The 2,388-nt window shown below is 32.3% G+C and carries 3 protein-coding genes; 1 reads left to right on the plus strand and 2 read right to left on the minus strand.

Annotated features, from left to right (window positions below):
* Window positions 1–130: 130 nt before the first annotated feature.
* Window positions 131–544, plus strand: coding sequence for a YjdF family protein (locus HU235_RS16805; RefSeq protein ID WP_174880952.1), 414 nt, complete (start codon window positions 131–133; stop codon window positions 542–544).
* Between the two features lie 191 nt (window positions 545–735).
* Here HU235_RS16805 and HU235_RS16810 read toward each other — a convergent pair whose 3' ends face one another.
* Window positions 736–1,065, minus strand: a complete 330-nt coding sequence (locus tag HU235_RS16810) for a tRNA-binding protein (protein ID WP_095301857.1) — start codon at window positions 1,063–1,065, stop codon at window positions 736–738.
* 11 nt (window positions 1,066–1,076) lie between these two features.
* Complete coding sequence (locus tag HU235_RS16815) at window positions 1,077–1,997, minus strand: DMT family transporter (protein ID WP_095301858.1); 921 nt, start codon at window positions 1,995–1,997, stop codon at window positions 1,077–1,079.
* Between the last annotated feature and the right edge of the window lie 391 nt (window positions 1,998–2,388).

Here is a 2,388-nt window from a genome sequence, read left to right on the forward strand (position 1 = left end):
GTATAATGTATTTTGGAATGAAAAAACACAATTCGGTTGGTAGTCCGAATGCATTAAAAAATTTAATGTCAGTAACCTTCCCCTCCTCGGGATGTCCATCATTCTAGTTTAAATTGAGGAGGGACCTATAATGAAACTAACCATATATTATGATGGTCAATTTTATATAGGGCTTATAGAAATTGTGTCTGAAAATAAACTTAAAGCCTACCGTTATATTTTCGGTAAAGAACCAAAGGATCAAGAAGTATTAGATTTTGTTAACAGAAATTTAATAAGATTGATTGAATCTAAAGAACAAATAGAGATAACTATCCAACAGAAAACTCAAAAGAAAATCACCCCTAAAAGAATGCAAAGAAAAGTATCAAAAGAATTAAAGCAATTCTCTGTTTCTTCTAAAGCACAAGAAGCCATCAAGGCTGAATATGAACAACGAAAGAAAGAAAAATCAGCTGAAAATAAACAGCTAAGGGAAGAAAAAAAGGCATATATTAGAAATGCCAAGGTTCAAAAAGCTAAAAATAAACATAAAGGTAGGTAACATAATTTCTATTTTTGCAGACAACATTAGTTGTCTGTTATTTTTCTATAGTTCCAATAAATAGTTTGTAGACAAAATAGCAGCATAACAGCTTTAAGTGGTGAACATTTTTTTCAACACTAAAGGCACAGTTTAGTTGAATAAACATAAAAAAGAACACAAATGATGTGAATCATTTGTGTTCTTGGAATTTATCCTAAACGGTCACCCTTTTTTACTTTTTGCTGAGGTTCTATTAGAACAACACCTTGTTCTGCATAAACTCCCATAACTAATACCTCTGAACTAAAATCAGCAACTTTCATAGGAGGAAAGTTAACAACTCCTAATACTTGCTTTCCAATTAACTCATCTAAACTATAACAATCTGTTATTTGAGCACTACTTTGTTTAATCCCTATTTCATTTCCAAAGTCTACCCACAGTTTATATGCTGGTTTTCGTGCTTTAGGGAACTTTTCTGCTCTGATAATTTCTCCAACACGCATATCTAGTTTTTGAAAATCGTCGAATGTTGCCATAGTAATGCCTCCTAACATTTTTCTGTTGGTTGTGGGGATAAGGAATGATTTTGTTCTTCCTTGCTATCATTAATAACGATTAACACTCCAAAGAGAATTAATATAGAACCGATCCAAAAGGTTATACTAATCGTTTCTCCAAGTATTAACCATCCTAATAATGTCCCAAAAACAGGTTGAAAGAAAAAGAAAACTCCACCACTCGAGGCATTTAGCATTTGTAATCCACGATTCCATAATAGAAATGCAGTGGATGTAGAAATGACGCCTAAATAAATTAATCCTCCCCAAATTGTAGGCTTGGCTAATTCATTCATTTCAATTTGTGGTAATTTCGTTATAACAAAAGGAGTTAAAACAACAACCGCAATTAAAGTAGCGTAGGTAGTTACAACAATTTGTGAATATTCACTAGGCAAGCGTTTTATTAGTACAGACATTAACGCCCATGTTAATGCAGCAATAATAAGCGATATTCCTCCTAGTGTACTAGACATATCTATATTATCAATTCCAACTATAGTAATAACACCGATAGTTGCTAAACTAACTGAAATAGCTTTCTTAAAAGTCAGACTTTCTTTAAGGATTACACTGGCGAAAAGAACCATGAACGCTGGTGTTGTAGAGGTAATAATCGCTCCCATTTGTGCAGAAGAAAGCATTGTACCTGTTTCCTGAGTAACAATTGAAATTACGTACCCAATAATTGCAATAGCAATTATTAAGCCAAAGTGCTGTTTTTTAATTTTCCAATTTTGTTTTGTCACAAGTCCAATGATGACTAACGCAATAAATGCTATTAGATATCGCATCCACACAAGCTCTAATGGTGGTATGACTGCCACTAATATTTTAACGACAACATACATACCTCCCCAAATGCTTGAAGCTAGTATTAAGAATAATGAACCAATAAGTGTATTTTTCATGTTTTTACCCTCCGTTTTTAATTAGGCTAGTTATGCCCTAACGGAGAGAAGTATCTATTTAAAATCTCTCCATTATGAGCAGGAGAGTGCTACTGGTACATCATTTTCAAATAAAGGTGCTAATAACATAATATCAACTCCTTATAATAGTCAATAATAATAAAATGATAACAGACATCAATAATAAATCAACCTGATATAATAAGAGATATTAGTATCTTTAACACCATTTCTGATACTATCAAGCGTTGAGAGTTACGAAGAGTTTCAAAATGTTAATTTTGGATTCCTTATCCCTTATGTTAAGCAGAATCTATTAGAATCAGGTTCTTGTTAAGTAGGAAGATTTCTACACAATTTGAATTATTATAGTTTTTTTGGGGATAATAAC

It is taken from the genome of Metabacillus niabensis, assembly GCF_902829255.1.
GTDB classification, from domain to species: domain Bacteria; phylum Bacillota; class Bacilli; order Bacillales; family Bacillaceae; genus Metabacillus; species Metabacillus niabensis.

Coding starts and splice junctions, on each gene's coding strand:
- HU235_RS16805 (WP_174880952.1), top strand. CDS start 131: ATGAAACTAACCATATATTATGATGGTCAATTTTATATAGGGCTTATA.
- HU235_RS16810 (WP_095301857.1), bottom strand. CDS start 1,065: ATGGCAACATTCGACGATTTTCAAAAACTAGATATGCGTGTTGGAGAA.
- HU235_RS16815 (WP_095301858.1), bottom strand. CDS start 1,997: ATGAAAAATACACTTATTGGTTCATTATTCTTAATACTAGCTTCAAGC.